Origin of the sequence: Nocardia sp. NPDC023733 (assembly GCF_040639775.1) — a bacterium.
GTDB lineage: Bacteria > Actinomycetota > Actinomycetes > Mycobacteriales > Mycobacteriaceae > Nocardia > Nocardia rosealba.
The window spans coordinates 1,469,424-1,485,867 of the sequence record NZ_JBFAAN010000001.1; the positions used below are offsets into that span (position 1 = coordinate 1,469,424).

General features: G+C 68.4%; 15 protein-coding genes. 9 read left to right on the top strand and 6 right to left on the bottom strand.

The window, feature by feature from the left end:
* The first annotated feature begins 212 nt into the window (after nucleotides 1-212).
* From AB0F86_RS06795 to AB0F86_RS06835, 9 genes are all read left to right on the top strand, one after another.
* Complete coding sequence (locus AB0F86_RS06795) at nucleotides 213-1,343, top strand: beta-propeller fold lactonase family protein (protein ID WP_356982555.1); 1,131 nt, start codon at nucleotides 213-215, stop codon at nucleotides 1,341-1,343.
* Nucleotides 1,344-1,408: 65 nt separating this feature from the next.
* Nucleotides 1,409-3,790 (top strand): ATP-binding protein, encoded by a 2,382-nt coding sequence (locus AB0F86_RS06800; RefSeq protein WP_356982557.1) that lies wholly within the window; start codon nucleotides 1,409-1,411, stop codon nucleotides 3,788-3,790.
* Between the two features lie 13 nt (nucleotides 3,791-3,803).
* Nucleotides 3,804-4,235, top strand: coding sequence for a roadblock/LC7 domain-containing protein (locus tag AB0F86_RS06805; protein ID WP_356982559.1), 432 nt, complete (start codon nucleotides 3,804-3,806; stop codon nucleotides 4,233-4,235).
* Nucleotides 4,232-4,615, top strand: a complete 384-nt coding sequence (locus AB0F86_RS06810) for a DUF742 domain-containing protein (RefSeq protein ID WP_356982560.1) — start codon at nucleotides 4,232-4,234, stop codon at nucleotides 4,613-4,615. Before AB0F86_RS06805 ends, AB0F86_RS06810 begins: the two co-directional genes overlap by 4 nt.
* A gap of 19 nt (nucleotides 4,616-4,634) precedes the next feature.
* The gene (locus AB0F86_RS06815; protein WP_356982562.1) at nucleotides 4,635-5,204 is read left to right on the top strand and encodes an ATP/GTP-binding protein; all 570 of its coding nucleotides are present in this window, start codon (nucleotides 4,635-4,637) and stop codon (nucleotides 5,202-5,204) included.
* Between the two features lie 101 nt (nucleotides 5,205-5,305).
* Nucleotides 5,306-5,728, top strand: coding sequence for a nuclear transport factor 2 family protein (locus tag AB0F86_RS06820; RefSeq protein WP_067488475.1), 423 nt, complete (start codon nucleotides 5,306-5,308; stop codon nucleotides 5,726-5,728).
* 124 nt (nucleotides 5,729-5,852) lie between these two features.
* The gene (locus AB0F86_RS06825) at nucleotides 5,853-7,007 is read left to right on the top strand and encodes a beta-propeller fold lactonase family protein (protein WP_356982564.1); all 1,155 of its coding nucleotides are present in this window, start codon (nucleotides 5,853-5,855) and stop codon (nucleotides 7,005-7,007) included.
* Nucleotides 7,008-7,125: 118 nt separating this feature from the next.
* The gene (locus AB0F86_RS06830) at nucleotides 7,126-7,554 is read left to right on the top strand and encodes a MarR family transcriptional regulator (protein WP_356982566.1); all 429 of its coding nucleotides are present in this window, start codon (nucleotides 7,126-7,128) and stop codon (nucleotides 7,552-7,554) included.
* Nucleotides 7,551-8,936 (top strand): MFS transporter, encoded by a 1,386-nt coding sequence (locus tag AB0F86_RS06835; protein WP_356982568.1) that lies wholly within the window; start codon nucleotides 7,551-7,553, stop codon nucleotides 8,934-8,936. The genes AB0F86_RS06830 and AB0F86_RS06835 overlap by 4 nt, the downstream gene beginning before the upstream one ends.
* Nucleotides 8,937-9,000: 64 nt before the next feature.
* Here AB0F86_RS06835 and AB0F86_RS06840 read toward each other — a convergent pair whose 3' ends face one another.
* Genes AB0F86_RS06840 through AB0F86_RS06865 form a run of 6 tightly spaced genes read right to left on the bottom strand, consistent with a single transcriptional unit; the run spans nucleotide 9,001 to nucleotide 16,408 of the window.
* The gene (locus tag AB0F86_RS06840; protein ID WP_356982569.1) at nucleotides 9,001-9,837 is read right to left on the bottom strand and encodes an SDR family oxidoreductase; all 837 of its coding nucleotides are present in this window, start codon (nucleotides 9,835-9,837) and stop codon (nucleotides 9,001-9,003) included.
* Nucleotides 9,834-11,297, bottom strand: coding sequence for an aldehyde dehydrogenase family protein (locus AB0F86_RS06845; RefSeq protein WP_356982570.1), 1,464 nt, complete (start codon nucleotides 11,295-11,297; stop codon nucleotides 9,834-9,836). Before AB0F86_RS06845 ends, AB0F86_RS06840 begins: the two co-directional genes overlap by 4 nt.
* A gap of 44 nt (nucleotides 11,298-11,341) precedes the next feature.
* Nucleotides 11,342-12,100, bottom strand: coding sequence for an SDR family oxidoreductase (locus AB0F86_RS06850; protein ID WP_356982572.1), 759 nt, complete (start codon nucleotides 12,098-12,100; stop codon nucleotides 11,342-11,344).
* Nucleotides 12,101-12,137: 37 nt separating this feature from the next.
* Complete coding sequence (locus AB0F86_RS06855) at nucleotides 12,138-12,398, bottom strand: hypothetical protein (protein ID WP_067488460.1); 261 nt, start codon at nucleotides 12,396-12,398, stop codon at nucleotides 12,138-12,140.
* A gap of 17 nt (nucleotides 12,399-12,415) precedes the next feature.
* Nucleotides 12,416-14,332: a hydantoinase B/oxoprolinase family protein gene (locus AB0F86_RS06860; RefSeq protein WP_356982574.1), complete on the bottom strand. Its 1,917-nt coding sequence runs from the start codon at nucleotides 14,330-14,332 to the stop codon at nucleotides 12,416-12,418.
* Between the two features lie 9 nt (nucleotides 14,333-14,341).
* Nucleotides 14,342-16,408, bottom strand: a complete 2,067-nt coding sequence (locus AB0F86_RS06865) for a hydantoinase/oxoprolinase family protein (RefSeq protein ID WP_356982575.1) — start codon at nucleotides 16,406-16,408, stop codon at nucleotides 14,342-14,344.
* Between the last annotated feature and the right edge of the window lie 36 nt (nucleotides 16,409-16,444).

A 16,444-nucleotide genomic window follows, 5' to 3' on the forward strand; every position in this document is an offset into this window, starting at 1 on the left:
TCCGCGATCGGCAGAAGGCAAAATCGCGCGACAACGCGGAACGATCACATTTTGTATATGATCTGGCAACCTCCGTTGTGTGTCGTAACAAGTAGAGGGGTGCCTCGTTGCCTTATTTCAAATCAACCACGCGAGTGAGATTGCACACTATATTGTGCATAATTCGAGGCAGGCGACGTGGCCTGCCCGATACACGGAGGTACCGCATCCTGATGCTCAGGAACGCATTCGCACCGCGACGTGTCGCCGCAGTCGTGGCTGCCGCGCTCGCACTGTCGTCGGCCCCGGCCCTCGCGCACTCGGCCCCCGCTGACGCGCCACGCTATCTGCTGGTGACCGGCAGCGGTTCCGCGAGCATCGGCGTCATGCGGGTCGACGACAACGGCGCGCTCACTCCGGTGCCCGGTTCGCCCTTCGCCGGCGACACCGGCTCGATCACCCTCGAGATCACCCCGGACGGCCGCCGGGCATACGCCGGGCACGTGGTCTCCGGCTCGATCATCGGCTTCGACCTCGGCGCCGACGGGGCGATGCACCAGATCGCAGGCAGCCGCATCGATTTCGGCGCCCCCGTGATCGGCGTGACGATCACGCCGGACGGATCACGGTTGTTCGCGACCGTCGGCACACTCAGCACCGAGGTCCGTTCCTTCGACATCACCGCCTCCGGTGTTCTCGTGCCGACCGGCGCTCCGGCCACCCCGGTGCCCGGAATGAGCGGATTGAGCCTGCCGCAGGTGACCCCTGATGGACGCCACCTGATCGTGACCACCTTCACCGGCGGGACCGTCACCAGCTACGCCATCAACGCCGACGCCTCGCTCACCCAGGCCGGCCCGACCATGGCGACGGGTGAGCTGCCCGCCTTGCCCGCCATCACCCCGAACGGCCGCTATCTCTACGTCAGCAACGAGGGCAGCGCCACCCTGTCCGGCTATGTGATCGCCCCTGACGGCAGCCTGTCGGAGGCTCCGGGCTCGCCGTACCCCACCGGTGACACCCCGCACGGTTCGGCGATCACCTCGGACGGCAAGCACATGTACGTGCCCGCATCACGCAGCGGACAGGTCGAGGGTTTCCGCATCGGCGCCGACGGTGCGCTCTCGCCTCTGCCCGGCGCGCCCTACCCAACCCCCGAGGGCACTGTTCCCGGCCGCGTTGTGCTCAGTCCCGACGAAGACGAGCTCTGGGTCATCGACTCGCTCACTGTGAACGGTACGGCGCGGGTGCACACATACAACGTCGCCGCCGACGGCAGCATCGCGCCGTCGGGGCTGCCCGCTGTCGACACCGGCGTGGTCTTCCACGACGGCCCGTCGGCCCACCTGACCCCCGCGCGATGACGCACCGCGGTGGGCCGCCCGGCCCACCGCGCCGTCCGAGCCTGTCCATCCCGAGGAGAACCACTGTGCCGTCGGCCGATGCAGAGTCGAGCGTCGAGGACGCCCGTTCGAGCAGTTCGCAACACCCGCTGCGAGCCCGGTTCGGCACGAGCGTGCGGACCCGCGTGCTCGCGATCGCTCTGATCCCCAGCCTGGTGCTGCTGGCGACTGGCGCGGTCGCGGTCACGTTGGTCGGGCTCCGGGCGCAGTCGGTCAAGGAATGGTCCGACTACCGGGGCACAGTGATCGACCCACTGCTGCGGTTCGTGACGTCGATCCAGGCCGAACGACTCGCCAGTGTCACCGCGCAGGAGCACGCACCGGGCGCGGACGCGGAACTGCGCACCAGCCGCGACGACACCGACCGTGCGATCGCCGAGACCGGCCGGATCGCCTCGGCGGCACAGGATATGGATCAGAACACCGGTGCCGAGTCCATCCAGGCGCTGTCGGATCTCATCGGCCGGATGCAGGTGATCCGGGAATCGGTCGACAGCAGGCGGGCGACCACCGGCGATGTCGACCAGTATTTCAGCGACCTCATCGCCGCCATGCTCGGGGCGGGCCAGGACTCCGCACGGTTGAAGTCCTCCGACACCACGACGATGGACGCCGAGATGACCGCGATCGAGCTGCTGCGCGCGGCCGAAAGCCATTCGCGCGTGGTGAGTCTCGTGGCCGCGGGGACGGCGGCGGCCGATGGTCTGTCGCCGTACGAGCGGCGAGTGCTCGCGCAACATATCGGCGTCTATCGCAAACAATTCGAGCTCGTCGACACCCGCTTGTCGCCCGCGGTGCGCACCAGCGTTCGCGCCTTGACCGGTGGCGCCGACTGGCGTGTCGGCACTACGGGCGAGGACGAGATGGCCGAGCGCGGCGAGCTGTCGATGCCGGTGCAGCAATGGCTGGCCGCCGAACGTGCGGTCGACACCCGCCTGATCGCGGTGATCCGGGATCAGTTCCGGGTGACGGTCGACGCGACGAGCGCGGCGGCCGACCGCATGATCGACCAGCTGCTCTTCGTCTCGGCCATCATGCTCGTCGTCACCATCCTCGCGGTGTCGGGCTCGCTGGTCCTGGCCAATCGGCTGTTGCGCCGCCTGCGCACTCTGCGCTCGGCCAGCCTCGAGCTCGCCAACGACCGGCTGCCCGATCTCATCCGCCGTATCCACAACGGTGAACAGGTCGACGCGCAGGCCGAAACCGCCCCGGTCGACCGGGGGCGTGACGAAATCGGCCAGGTGGCAGAGGCGTTCGCTGTTGCCCAGCGCACCGCGCTCGAGACCGCTGTGGGCGAGGCCAGTACCCGCAACGGCTTCAACAAGGTGTTCCTCGACATCGCGTTCCGCAGTCAGGCCCTGGTACGCAGGCAGCTCGACGTGCTCGACGTCGCCGAGGCCCGCCAGGACGACCCGGAGGACCTCGAGCTGCTGTTCCAGCTCGATCACCTGGCGACTCGCGCGCGCCGCAACTCCGAGAACCTGCTCATCCTCGGCGGTCGCGCGCCGGGACGACGCTGGCGCAACCCGGTGGCGCTCGAGGAGATCGTGCGCAGCGCGGTGTCCGAGACCGAGGGGTACGCGCGGGTGAGCGCGATCCGGCTACCCGCCGTGAGCGTGCTCGGCGCGGCCGTCGCCGACCTCATCCACCTGCTGGCCGAGCTGATCGACAACGCGGCCGCGTTCTCCCCGCCGGACGCACCGGTGGCGGTACATGGCAACTCGGTCGGCAGGGGAGTGGTGGTCGAGGTCGACGACCAGGGCCTCGGGATCTCCTTCGAGGAACGGGAACGCCTCAACGCGATGCTGACCGAGCCGCCACAGTTCCACGAGATGGCGCTGGCGGGGCATCGCCATCTCGGGCTGTTCGTGGTGAGCAGACTCTCGGCGCGCCACGGCATCTCCGTGACCCTGCAGGAATCGCCGTACGGTGGTGTGCGAGCGACCGTGCTGGTGCCGTGGGCTGTGCTCGAGGCCGGGGACGACAATCCGACTGCGGCGGTCGAACCGGTACACACCCGCGACGCCGTGCACCGTGTTCCCGGCGCCACCGCGCTGCCCGGTGCGCCTCGCCCCGATCCGGTTCCGGCACCTGCCCTGCCGGAGCAGATCCGCCGGGCTGAGCCGGTGCGACGCAACGGGTACCACGCGGCGAGCAACGAACCGCCGGCCAGGCTCGACGGAGCCTCGGTCGCCGAGGCGGATCGCAGACCTGCCCTGCCCAGACGTGAACGGCTCACGCACTTGTCGCCGCAACTCAGTACCGATGTGGGAGAAGAGGATCCGTACAACCCGGCGCCGGCAGGGGCAGCGCGCGTCCGAGCGCCGGAGACGGTGCGTACGGCGATGAGCTCGCTGCAGAACGGCACGCGACGGGCTCGCGTGCGACCACCCAACTCCCATCCGTAGAACGGGTCAGAACATGAACGAGGACATGATGGTTCGTCAGGCTCCCGCAGGCACGCTCGACTGGTTGCTCACCAACCTGGTGACGATGACATCCGGCGCCGAACACGCGGTGGTGCTGTCCGCGGACGGACTGGCACTGGCCGGGTCCGACGGTTTCGAGCGCGAGGATCTCGAGCATCTGGCCGCCATGTCGTCGGCCCTGCACAGCCTGGCTCGCGGGGTCGGCACGCGCTTCGCCAAGGGGCCACTGCATCAAACTGTCGTCGAACTGGAGCACGGCTATCTGTTGGTCACCGAAGCCGGGCACGGCGCGTGCCTGGCCCTGTTGACCGATGCCGACGCGGATCTCGGCTTGATCGCCTACGAGATGAACGTGATCGTCGGCCAAGTGCGTGAGCATCTGTCGGCGGCGCCGAGAACCTCGATGTCGACGCGAGTGCCGTGAGTGAGGGGCCGGACGAGGTGTGGGGCTACGTGGACGACGACCCGGGGCCCCTGGTTCGTCCGTTCGCGCTGACCCGCGGCCGAGCGGGCCGGGACCTGCCGGACCTGGACATCCTGACCCTGGTGATCTCGGTCGGCTACGACTCCGATGTGAACAAACTCGACCGCGAATACGCCCAGATCTTTCAGCTGTGCCGCCATCAGCCGATGTCGATCGTCGAGATCGCCGCCCACCTGAAATTGCTCCTGGCCACCGTGAAGGTGCTTGTCAGCGACCTCATCACGGCCGGCTATGTGATCTTCCGATCTCCACCGAGGGCCGAAGCGGGCCCCGACCCCGAACTACTGCAGGCGGTATTGGATGGCATACGTAACCTCTGACGGACGCGGTCCGGCGGTCATGGCCACCGAATTGGCGGTGAAAATCCTGGTAGCCGGAGGATTCGGCGTCGGGAAGACCACGATGGTCGGTGCCATCAGCGAGATCACGCCGTTGCGTACCGAGGAGCAACTCACCGAACTGAGTAGTTCCGTGGACGACCTGCGCGGGATCGAAGCCAAGCGAACTACTACCGTCGCATTGGATTTCGGCCGAATCACCATCAATCCGCGAGTGATCCTGTATCTGTTCGGTACGCCTGGGCAGGATCGGTTCTGGTTTCTGTGGCCGGAGCTGTCGCGTGGCGCGCTCGGCGCGGTGGTGCTGGTCGACACCCGGCGTCTGGCCGACAGTTTCGCCGCGGTGGACTATTTCGAGTCCAGGCGGATCCCGTTCGTGGTCGCGGTGAACTGCTTCGACGGCGCGGACCGCTACGCCCCCGAGGAGATCGGCGCCGCCCTCGGCGTGCCGACCCATGTGCCGATCATGCTGTGCGATGCGCGCGACCGTGCCTCGTGCAAGGAGGTGCTGGTCTGCCTGTTCGAGTACATCATGGCGAACACTGCCGCAGTGCGACCGCGCTCGATATGAATTGTGAAGGCGCACAACTACTCTGGTGCTGATCGACAAAGCACAATATATTTTCCGGTATCCGGAACCCCGGGTGCGAACCTCACCGAAAGGTCCAACCAATGAGCGATCTGCTCGACCTCGTCAACGTGCACTACGCCGGACTGGAAGGCGGCGATCTCGAACTGGCCGCGAGCCCGTTCACCGAGGATGTGTCGGCGCAGTTCCCGTCCGGCCCGCTCACCGGCATCGAGGCACTGCGCGGCATGATCGGCGCCTTCATCACCGCGTTCCCCGGGATGAAGATCGAGCGCCGCAACACCTGGGTCGACGGTGACACCGCGATCGCCGAGATCGTCTTCACCGGTGTGCAGACCGGACCGCTGGCGACCGCCGAGGGTGAGGTGCCGCCGTCCGGCCGCACGGTGACCTTCCCGCTCATCGACACCTTCACTCTGCGTGACGGCAAGGTCGGCGAGCACCGCGTCTACTGGGACAACGTCAGCTTCCTGACCCAGCTCGGCCTGATGCCCGCCCAGGGCTGAACGACCCCCTTCTGTGAACGACCCCTTCGGTCCCGGCCGGAGGGGTCGTTCGCTGTCTATGCCGGTCGTAGGTGTGCAGTTTTCTGGACATTTCGAGTGTGGTTCGCGTCATAACCTCCCAGCTATGACCTCTGATTCAACGTCGACAGGTGGTTCGGGGACGCGGCGCGCGCGAGCGGGCTGGGTGCTCGCTCTCGCGGCGACCGTTCTGCCCGGCTTCACCGCGACAGCCACGCCCGCCGCGGCCGACTCGAGCGGCTACCACATCTACGCGCACGGTTTCCTGAGCAACGGCATCGCCGGTTTCAACGCGTCCGACACCGGCCAGCCGACCTCGGTGGCCGGCAAGCCCATGCCCGGCGCGCTGAACTGGCCGCAGACGCCGACGCCGGACGGCCGGTTCCTGTTCGTCGCCCCTGGTTCGAACCCCCAGCTGATCCCCCACGCCATCGGGCCCGACGGCGAACTCACCGCCGGGACGCCGCTGGCGATGCCCGATGTCCCGGTCGACATCATCATCTCGCCGAACAACCGCGATGCCTTCGTCGTCGTCGGTCTGCAGAACGCGCAGGTCGTGCCGGTGCGGATCGGTGCGGACGGGACGCCGACCCTCAACGGTTCGCCGGTTCCGTTCGGGGAGTCCCTGGACGGCGTCGCTTCGGGCACCATCTCGCCGGACGGCAAGCAGTTGTACGTGGCCAGCCTGCTGCCTCAGCAGCTGCTGGTGTTCGACGTCGATGCCGACGGTTCGGTTTCCCCGGCCAAGCAGCGGGCGTCGACGGGCGTGAACCCGATCTATCCGCGGGTCACCCCCGACGGTAGGCACGTGTACGTCATCGACGAGGTCATGGGTTCGGTCACCGGCTTCAGGCGCGCCGCCGACGGCACGCTCACCGAGATCGAGGGATCGCCGTGGCCGACCGGCTTCTTGCCGCACGTCCCGAGTTTCACTCCCGACGGCAGTTTCCTGTATGTCCCGAACATGGGCTCGGGACACATCAGTTCCTTCGCGGTGGAGCCGAACGGCGTGCTGACACCGCTGCCCGACGTCGCGTTCGCGCCGGAGAAGCCGGGCACTTTCGCCGAATCGACGGTGATGTCACCGAGCGGTGAGGTGCTGTGGGCTCTCGGCACCGACCCGGCGCGCGGCGGCGAGGAGATCCTGCGGAGGTTCACTATCGGTGCCGACGGCGTCCTCGATCTGGACGAATCGGTCGGGGTCTACACCGGCACCTATTTCGCCAACGGGCGCACGATGTCGCTGGTTCCACGACGCTGACCCGCCTACTAAAGGCCCCTCCGGTTGCGATCGGAGGGGCCTTTCGCGTGTCGGCGGTATGTGCAGCATCACGACAGCTACGCAATTAAGTTGTGCAATTTAGTTGTATGGTTGGCTAATGACTTCCGCACCCTCCACTGCCCGCGAGCTGGGTGAAGTCCTGCACCCGATCGCCCGGCGGCTGTTCACCGGTCGGACGATCTCCGGCGGAAAGCTCGGCGTGCTCGCGTATCTGTCCACCCACGGCCGCGCCACCGCGGCCACGCTGGCGACGGTCCAGACCGTCAGCCACCAGGCCATCGCCACCGCCGTGCGCGAACTCGAAGCCCTGGGGCTGGTCCTGCGCACACCCGACAGCGAGGACCGCCGTCGCGTCTGGGTCGAACTCACCGACGTGGGGCACGCCCGGCTCGTCGAGGAGCGGGCGGCGGGGCTGGACTGGCTGGCGCGCGCTCTCGCCGAACGACTCTCCGACGAGGAACGTGCGGCCCTCGACGAGGCGCTGCCCGCGTTACGGAAACTGGCTGCCGCGGGACCGGTCGAATGATCGCCGCGCGCCGATTGACCCCCGCCCTCGTCTACACGGCCCTGACCTCGGCCATCGTCAGTTCGCTCGGCATGCTGCTCGTGCCCGCGATCTCGCGTGAGATGAGCGTCGACGTGAGCGCGGCGCAGTGGATGCTCACCGTCAATCTGCTGGTCGGTGCGGTGACGACCCCGGTCATGGGCAGGCTCAGCGACGGCCCGCACAAGAAGCGGTTGCTGCTGTGGTCGCTGATCATCATCCTGGTCGGGTCGGTCGTCGCGGCCGTGGCGACCAATTTCGCGGTGTTCCTGCTCGGGCGCGCGTTGCAGGGCCTCAGTTACGGCATCGTGCCGGTGACCATCGCCCTTGCCCGGCGCTACCTGCCCGCCGACGAAGTGCGCAACGGCATCTCGACACTGTCGGTGACAGTCACCACCGGCCTCGGGCTCGGCTACCCACTCACCGGCATCTTCGCCGACGCTTTCAGCTACCGGTTCGCGTTCTGGGCGGCGGCACTGTTCCTGCTGACCACCGTGCTCGTGGTGTGGAAAGTCGTCCCCGACGGTCCGGACGAGCGGGCCCCGCGCACACCGTTCGATCTGCGCGGCGCGCTGCTGCTCGGCGCCGGTCTCGCGACGTTGCTGCTCGTTGCCGGTGAGGGCTCGCGATGGGGGTGGGCTTCGCCGTGGACGCTCGGCCTGCTCGTCGTGTCACTGGCGATCCTGACCGTGTGGGCTCTGGTGGAACTACGCACCGAGCACGCGCTGGTCGACCTGCGGGTCCTGCGTGCCGGCGACGCGCTCGTCGCCAACGGCACCGCGATCGGTCTCGGCGCCGCGATGTACGCCTGCCTGTCGATCGCCAGTCTGATCGCGCAGGCGCCCGCCTCCACCGGCTATGGCATCGCGATGCCGTTGTTCTGGGCCGGCTTCGTCATGCTGCCGCTGTCGGTCGGCAGTTTCGCGGCCAATCGCGTCGTCCGGGTGGTCTCGGCCCGTATCCCGATGCGCGCCTTGCTGATTCCCGGTGCGGCGCTGGTCACCGCGTCGAGCCTGCTGCTGTGGCTGGCCCACGACGAGCTGTGGGAGATTCTGCTCGGCATGTTCGGCTTCGGCGCGGGCATCGGCACTACCTACGCGGCGATGCCGGCGCTGATCGCGCGCAGTGTGGCCGACCGTGAGCTCGGCAGCGCGGTGAGCTTCAACCAGGTGCTGCGCACCGTCGGCGGTTCGTTCGGTAGTGCGATGTCCGGCGCGGTCCTCGCCGCCCACATCGCCCCCGACGGCTACCCGAGCGGCACCGGGATCGGCATCGCGTTGGCCGTCGGCGCGGTCGGCTGCACGGCGGTGCTCACGGTTCTCCTCGTCGCTCACCTGATGACGCGCCGTGAACGACAATCTTGACCGACAACGAGATCAGCCGCGGTTGCCACCTGGCAACCGCGGCCGACGCGGGGATGAGCTCGCCTCACGGACCTGCGTTGAACTCGGTGGCGAACTCGGTGACGATCGAGACCGTGGCGTCCTTGGTGACCGCCGTCGCGCCGCCGTCGACCGGCAGTGCGACGCCGGTGATCCAGGCTGACAGATCGCTGGCGAGGAACAGCGCCGCGCCTGCGATATCGCGGGCGCGTCCCGCGCGCCCGATCAGCGTCTCGCCGCCGATGCGGTCGCCGATCCCGGTGAGGAACTCTTCCTCGCGCTCGCGGCTCACCCCGAACATGTCGGTGATGATCGAGGTGAGGACCGCACCAGGCAGGATGGCGTTCGAGCGTATGCCGGTGCCCTGGTTCTCCATCGCCGTTTGCCGAACCAAGGCCAGCACCGCGGCCTTCGCCATCGAGTACGCGCCGCCGTTCCATCCGGCCTGCAACGCGGCGACACTGCCGGTGGTGATGATCGAGCCCGGAACACCCTGCGCCCGGAACTGCCTGGCCGCGTACTTGTGCGCGGCGACATGGGCTTGCAGGTTCAGCGCCAGTGTGCGGTCGAGTCCCTCCGGAGCGAGGTCATCGATCGGCGAAAGATCCACGGCGGCACCGGCATTGCTGAACATGACATCGAGTCGTCCGAAGGTATCGACCGCGGCGCCGACGACGGACTCGATCTGCGCCGCGACGGTGACATCGGTGCGCACGAACAATGCCGAGTCACCCAGGCGGGCGGCGGCCGCCGCTCCGCGTTCCTCCTGGATGTCGGCGAGTACCACCTTCGCACCGTGTTCGACGAAGGTTTCCGCGGTGGCCAGGCCCATCCCGCTCGCCGCGCCGGTGATGACGGCGACCTTGCCGTCCAACAGGTTCACAGCGGCCACTGCAGGTGCTTGACTTCGAAGAATTCGCGGAAGCCCTCTTCGCCGCCCTCCCGGCCGATACCGCTGTGACCGGGGCCGCCCCACGGGGCGTCGGGGCGCATGCCGCCGCCGCCGTTGATCGTGACGGTGCCCGAACGCAGACGCCGGGCGAACTCGATCGCGGTGGGCGTCGGTCCCCAGACATTGGCGTTGAGGGCGTATTTGACGTCGTTGGCCGTGCGGACCGCGTCGTCGAGGTCGGTATAGGGCATGACCACACCGACGGGAGCGAACAGTTCCTCCTGGGCGATCTCGGCTTCGTTGGGGACACCGGTGACCAGGGTCGCTTCGAGGAAGAACCCGTCGTCGAGGCCTGCCGGTCGGCCACCACCGACGGGGATGTCGGCGCCGGCGTCACGAGCTCGGGCCAGGAACCCTTCGACGTCGGCGCGGTGTTCGCCGGTGATGAGCGGGCCGAGGACGGTGTCGGGTGCGAGCGGGTCGCCGACGGTGAGGGTGCGCAGGAAAGCGCCGGACCGCTCGACGTATTCGTCGAAGTCGGCCTGCGGCACCAGGGTTCGGGTGGTCGCTCCGCAGGCCTGGCCGCTGTTGCGGGTGAACCGCAGCGCCGAGGCGGGGACCGCGCGATCCAGGTCGGTGCCCGGCAACACGATGTTGGGTGACTTGCCGCCGAGTTCGAGAACCACCTTCTTCAGCGTCGGGGCGGCCAGGGTGAGGATCCTGCTGCCGACGGCGGGGGAGCCGGTGAAGGTGACCATGTCCACTTCGGCGGCGGTGACCACCTGCTCGGTGACCGCCGGTGATCCGAACACCAGATTGACCGCGCCCGCGGGGAATCCGGCCTCCTCGACCAACCTGACGAACGCGGCGGTGAGCAGCACAGACTTCGGTGAGGTGACCAGCACCGTGGAACAACCGGCGCCGAGGGCGGCGCCGAGTTTGTAGGCGCTCATCATGATCGGCACGTTGTAGGCGACGATCGCGGCGACCACACCCGCGGGCTGGCGCAGCAGCAGACTGCTGGTGGTGATCGGGTCGTGATCGAGTGGCATGGGCTGTTCGTAGCCGTCGCGGGGTCCACGGATGGCGGCGTCGGCGAACCAGCGGAAGAACTTCGCGGGCAGGTCGACGTGCAGGGTCGGTCCGCTGCTGATCGGGGTGCCGATCTCGGTGGCGGCGATCTGGACCAGTGATTCCCGGTTCTCCTGGAGCAGGTCGGCGAGGCGATGCAGCAGGGCGCCGCGTTCGGCCGGACCGAGGCGGCTCCACTCACCTCCGTCGAAGGCGCGTCGAGCAGCCGAGACGGCCTCGGTCACCTGGGTGGGGCCGGTGGCGGGGGTGAGCGCCACCTGGAGCCCGGTCGCGGGGTTGATCGTGGCGATGGGCTCGCCGTCACCACCGCTCCAGCGACCATCGATGTAACTGGCCGCCGCGCCGATCATGGTTGTCATGCGTGAATCCTTTTCGGGTAGAGATCAATTCGAGAAGGGGACAGTCAGCCCGCCATGTAGCCGCCGTCGACGACGAATTCGCCGCCGGTGGCGTAGGCGGCGCGGTCGGACAGCAGCCAGCACGCCATCTCCGCGATCTCGCGGGGCTGGGCGAGCCGGGCCGCGGGGATGCGCGCCATGATGGTGTCGCCGCTGCGGCGTTTGGCGTCCTTCATCAGGTCGGTGTCGGTGTAGCCGGGGCACACCGCGTTGATCCGGATGGTCGGCGCGTACTCGAGGGCGGCGGTCTTGGTGAGCCCGATGACGCCGTGCTTGGCGGCCGAATACCCGGCGGTGGTCTTGAAGCCCGACAGCCCGGCCAGCGACGCGGTGTTCACGATCGCGCCGCCACCTTGGGCTTCCATCTGCGCCAATTCCGCACGCAGACAGAGCCATACGCCCTTCAGGTTCACCGCGATCGCGCGATCGAAGGCGTCTTCGTCCCACTCGCCGACGCGGCGGCCGCCCTGGCCGATCTGTCCGCCGCTGACCCCGGCGTTGTTGAACGCGCCGTCGAGGCGGCCGTATTCGGCGGTGACCGCGTCGATCAGCGCGTTCACCTCGGCGCCGTCGGTGAGGTCGGCGGGCAGGGCCAGGACCTCGCCGCCCGCGGCGCGCACCTGCTCGGCGGTGGCTTCGAGGCGATCCTTCGACACATCGGTCAGCGCGAGCCGCGCGCCTTCCTCGGCCGCGAGCAGCGCGGTGGCCGTACCGATTCCGCCTGCGGCGCCGGTGATGAGAACGACTTTCCCGTCGAGCGTCATGTGTGTCCTTTCGGAGCGAAAGATGGTGGGGGAGGGCTTATCCGACGCGGGAGGCGGGCCAGTCGTGGGCGGGCGAGCGCCACGCGGGCCAGTGGTCCTCGGGTTCGGGTCGGGTCACCGACACGTGGTGGAAGCAGCGCTGGCACTTCACGACCATGCGTGGGCCGAGGAAGTTGGCGACGGGGTAGCGGGCCAGCTCGGCCGCACCGCAGGCCGGGCACGCGCCGTCGACGGGCACGCGCTCGACATACACGCGGTCGGTCTCGGGGCGGGGGAACAGGAGTCGATCGACTGACATGTCAGTGGTCCTTGTCTTCAGAGGGTCCAGGTGAGGGGAGTGGCGACCGGCACCTGCCAGCGCCCCTCGGCACGCTCGGTCGCCAGGCGCGCACGCTGTGCGGTGGTGGCGGCTTCGTCGACTTCGCCGTCGGCGAGCACGACTCCGTAACCGGCAGTGGCGAATTCGGGGCTCACGAGTCCTGCCCGCACGTCGGACGCGACCCTGTCCGCTTCGCGTTCGAGCGGGTCACCCCAGCCGCCACCGCCACCGATGACGAAACGCAGGGCGTCACCGGCTTTCAGGATCAGACCGGAGAACTTGCCCGTCTGATAGCGCGCGCCCCGGCCGAACTCGCCGTGGTTGGGGTCGGGCTTGCCGTCGGCATCGAACATGCCGAACAACGGTTCGATCCCGCGCAGATCGAGCGGATCGCCGTGCCGGGCCAGATCGAAATTCTCGATGTACCAGCCGAATGCGGGAGCGCCCGCGCCGCCGCCGTTGGACCCGGGGGCGCCGGCCCGGATCCGGTCGGCGGTGACGGTGACCATCGTGTCGGATTCGGCGTAGATCGAATACACCGATCCGGCGCCGCCGCGATACCGCCCCGCACCGGCGGTGTCGACGACCATTTCGTGCTGGACGACGACCAGCGGGCTCTCGATCTCGAGGTGCTCCTGAACGGAAGTGCGGCAGTTGCCGATCGGGATCACGCAGAACGAGACGCCGTCTTCTTTCCAGGTACCGCCCCAACCGCCGCCGGCGAGTGCGAACGCACCCCACGGTGTGCCCTCGTGCCCGGCGCGGGTGTCGATGCCGCCGAGGCTGACGACCACCGCGGTGCCGGTGTCACAGGCGAAGGCCTCGTCGGTGGCCTGGCTCAGCGCCTGGGTCACCACATTGATGCCGCGCGCACCGATATCGGCGTGGTTGGAGCAGCTCGACGGCGGCAGCACCTGCACCACACTGCCGGGCGGCAGGATGGTTTCGACCGGTCGCAAGGTGCCGCTGTTGACCGGAGTGGACGGGTCGACCATCAGCTTGACCGCCTCGATGCAGCGGGTGGCCTCACACCAGGCGGTACCGCAGTTGCCCAGCGGTTGGCGCCCGGAGCCGGAGAAGTCGATCTCCATCGAATCCCCGCGGACCTTCACGGTGACGTGTACCGGGATCGGCTCGCCACTGACACCGTCCTCGTCGAGGAAGTCCTCGGCCGTGTAGTCACCGTCGGGGATGCTCGCGATACCGCGGCGCATGCTCGCCTCGGTGGACTCGATGGCATAGCGCCCCGCGGCCCGGATCTTGTCCAGACCGCTGCGGGCGACGAGCTCCTGTAGCTGTCGTTCGCCGACGACCAGGCAGCCGTGCAGCGCGCGCAGATCGCCCAGCACCAGCTGGGGTACCCGGTTGTTCTCGAGGATGAAGTTGAAGGTCGGGCGCACCGGAACATCGTTGGCGTACAACAGCGTCGGCGGCAGTTTGAGCTGTTCCTCGAAGTGGGTCTGGGTGCCGTTGGAGAAGCCGCCGGGAATCGCGCCGCCGAGGTCGACCAGATGCGAAGTGGAGTGCAGCAGGAACTCCACGCGGCCGTTCACGAACACCGGGCGCAACAGGTTCACATCCGACTGGTGGATGGTGCCGCGCCACGGGTCGTTGACGAAGATGACGTCACCGGGCTGCATCGTGTCGATGTCCCAGTCGTCCATCACGAAGTTCGCGATGTGCGGTGCGGTGAAGGCGTGCTGCATGCAGCCCTCCCACAGCGCGACCGTCTCCCAGCCGTCGTCGGTGCGCATGTGGATGGCGCTGGTGCAGTCGAGGATGTCACGGCAGACCGGTGAGAAGGCGCTGCGCATCAGCGAATCCAGCATTTCGCGGGCGACTTCGACGAGGCCGTAGCGCAGGATGTCGAGCTCGACGTCGACGGCGGGGCCGGGGGTTTCGATGGTGGTCATGGTTGCTCCTCAGGCCTGCGGCTCGATGATGAGGTTGAGGTCGTCGTCCACGTGGGCGGCCCGGCCGGGCAGCACGAGGGTGGTCGCGAATTTCTCGGCGATCAGGGCGGGGCCGGGCACCGGCTGGTGCGGCGCGAGACGTTCGCGGACGTGGATCGGTACCTCGACGGGGTCGGTGGTTCCCGGCACGGTCAGCCGGGTGGTGCGCAAGAAGGACTCGCCCTGCTCGGGGGTGTGGTCGGCGGCGCCGAGTTCGCGTGGAATCACCGCGGTCACCTCCACAGTCGAGACGACCACGGGGATCTCCGGGGCCGCGAAACCGTAGGAGTCCTGGTAGAACTCGTGGAACCGGGGGATCAGCTCACCGACCCGCTCTGCGGTGATCGCGACTGTCTCGATGGGCAGCCGGTTGTCCCAGGTCTGGCCGCGGTACATCGCGAACACGGCGCGCTCGAAACGCAGACGCGAGACGTCGATGCCCTGGTCCTGTAGATCAGCCCGGATGCTGTCCTGCAAGGCCGTGAACGCGTCCTCCACCGCCTCGGCGCGGTCGGGCGCCAAGGGCGTCATGATGGATTGCGCGCGAGTGACCATCAGATCGCTGCGCAGCAGACCGAGTGCGGAGAACTGGCCGGGGCTGCGCGGCACGATCACCTTGTCCAGGCCGAGGATCTGACCGACCCGGTCAGCGAGCATCGGCCCCGCCGAACCGGACGGTTGGAGCGCGAACTCGCGGACATCGAGGCCGCGGTACACCGAGATGCTGCGCACCTTCGCGGCGATGTCCTGGCAGGCGATTTCGTAGGCGGCCGAGGCGAGTTCGAGCGCCGACATGCTCCACTGCTTGCCGGTGGTGCGCAGCGCCTCGACGGCGCCGTCGACATCGAGCTGGATCGCGCCGTTCGCGAACAGGTCCGGCTGCAGGATGCCGAGCGCGGCACAGGCGTCGGTGAGGGTCGGTTCCACGCCGCCACGCTGGTAGCAGACCGGACCGGGATTCGATCCCGCCGAGGCCGGGCCGACGGCGACGTTGCCGAGGGCGCTGGGGCGGATCAGGCTGCCCGCACCGGAACCGATGCTCTCGACATCGACCAGCGGCATGGTCAGGGTCAAGCCGGTCTCGAGAGTCCAGGTATCGGTGAGCGGGGTCTTGCCACCGCGGATCGCGGCCACATCGGTGCTGGTGCCGCCCACATCGATGGTGAGCAGGTTCGGCGCACCGCTCTCGTTGGCGAGCTTGACGCTGCCGCTCACCCCGCCGACCGGCCCGGAGACGAGCTGGAACACCGGTGCGCGGCCCGCGTCGGCGAAGGTGGCGACGCCGCCGTTCATCATCATGATCCACAAGGTGCCCCGGTAGTCCTCCTCGGACAGCCGGGCCATCAAACGCTCGAGATAGCCGACGACCGCCGGACCCACGTAGGCGTCGAGCGCGACGGTGGTGGTGCGTTCGTGTTCGCGCGTCACCGGGTACAGCGCCGAGGTCTGGATGTAGGCGTCGGGCAGTTCCTCGGCGACGATCTCGGCGGTGCGTCGCTCGTGGGCGGTGTTGATGTAGGAGTTCATCAGGCACACTGCCACCGAGCGGGCGCCCTGCTCACCGAGCTCGCGCGCGGCGCGGCGTACGGCATCCTCGTCGAGCGCGAGCAGTTCGGTGCCGTCGTAGCGCAGGCGACCGGGGACACCGAAACGGGATTCGCGACGCACGATCGGGCGTTCCTGGTGCGGTCGCAACCAGGTGGGATCGTAGAAACGGTCACCGAATTCGCGGTGCATGCGGCCGATGTCGAGCAGATCGCGGTGCCCACCGGTGGCGATCAGGCCGGTGTGCGCGCCGGTGCGGCTCAGCAGCGCGTTGATTCCCACCGTGTGCCCGTGCACGATCTCGGCGACCGCTGGCACGGCGACCTCGATCGCCGCCAGCGCCGCGAGGACGCCGACCTCCTGTTCGGTGGTGGACAGCACCTTGCCGTCGCGGACCTCACCGGTGGATTGGTTGAGCCCGATGATGTCGGTGAACGTGCCACCGACGTCGATGCCGACGATCCAGTCGGCTTCCCGTTCGCTCTGTGTCATACCGCGCCTCCGTGCCGTGTGCGGCGGCTGTGCTGC